Origin of the sequence: Helicobacter sp. L8, from assembly GCF_003660355.1 — a bacterium.
GTDB classification, from domain to species: Bacteria; Campylobacterota; Campylobacteria; order Campylobacterales; family Helicobacteraceae; genus Helicobacter; species Helicobacter labacensis.
In genome coordinates this window covers 1-924 of sequence record NZ_QXQR01000053.1, presented here as the reverse complement: position 1 = coordinate 924, position 924 = coordinate 1, and the positions used below count along the sequence as shown (strand labels likewise).

At 43.4% G+C, this 924-nt stretch carries 1 pseudogene; it reads right to left on the bottom strand.

Annotated features, from left to right (window positions below):
• Window positions 1-259: 259 nt before the first annotated feature.
• Window positions 260-924: pseudogene (locus EAO37_RS09005) on the bottom strand (hypothetical protein); the annotation flags it as partial.

The window sequence follows — 924 nt, the reverse complement described above, 5'->3', positions numbered from 1 at the left end:
TCTTAATAGATCGTGTATCTGCTCGGGTTCTAGTTGCAACTCTGCTAACTCTTGGGGGGTTTTAAGGGGGGTTGTGGTAGTATCCTCTTTTGAGTTTAAAGGGAGATTGTCCGCCCCTTTAGTTAAATCCTTAGCGCGTGCTGTCTTAAGGGTTTTCTTTTTAAGTGCTGTTGTGTTAGACTCCCCAACAGAGGTTAAGGGTTCATCTGCAGAAGTCAGTGCAGGATTAAACTTAGTGCTATAAGCGGGCAGGTTCGCACTATAGCCCTTTAATCTCTTCGGGAATGTCCCCTTTTGTCCTTTTATAACTTGTAATAATCCATATGTTCTCCCCTTTTCTATCCCATCCCTTAGACAACCCCACTAAATAGTATTCATCGCCTTTTTTAAGCCATATGGTGTCCCTACCATCTTTACTAACAGCTATGCCTTTATGCACAATCTCCTCAATACCATTTCCTAATTTCTCTAAAGGGCTAGCTCCCTCAAACCCCTTAAAGTCATCAATATGCTTTTCTAAAATCTTAGACAAACCATAGGGCTTTAAAGGTTTGCCATTAACATCTTTTAAACCCTGCAACGCTTGCGCGTTTGCTCCCCACACCAAATCAATATACCCCAACCCCTCTTTATAAAACGCCCCGGCTACTTGCCCGCGTTTTTCTTTTAAAAGCTTAGCTACAGCTTCTGCGCCTTTGCCTGCATACTCTGCAAAGTTTTCGCCAAAGGCGGGATTGGCTTCAATTTTAGAGGCTTTCTCTGTGCTGCTAACTTCACTTTTAGAGGTCTCCTGCTTTTTAACTGGAGGCTTTTGCGCGCTCTGCTTGGGCGTATACTTAGCTGGGAACACCGCATTAGCCTTTTGCCCATGCATTTTCTCCCACTTGGCAATGAGCTTTTCATACAAGTTCTTAATTTCTAGCA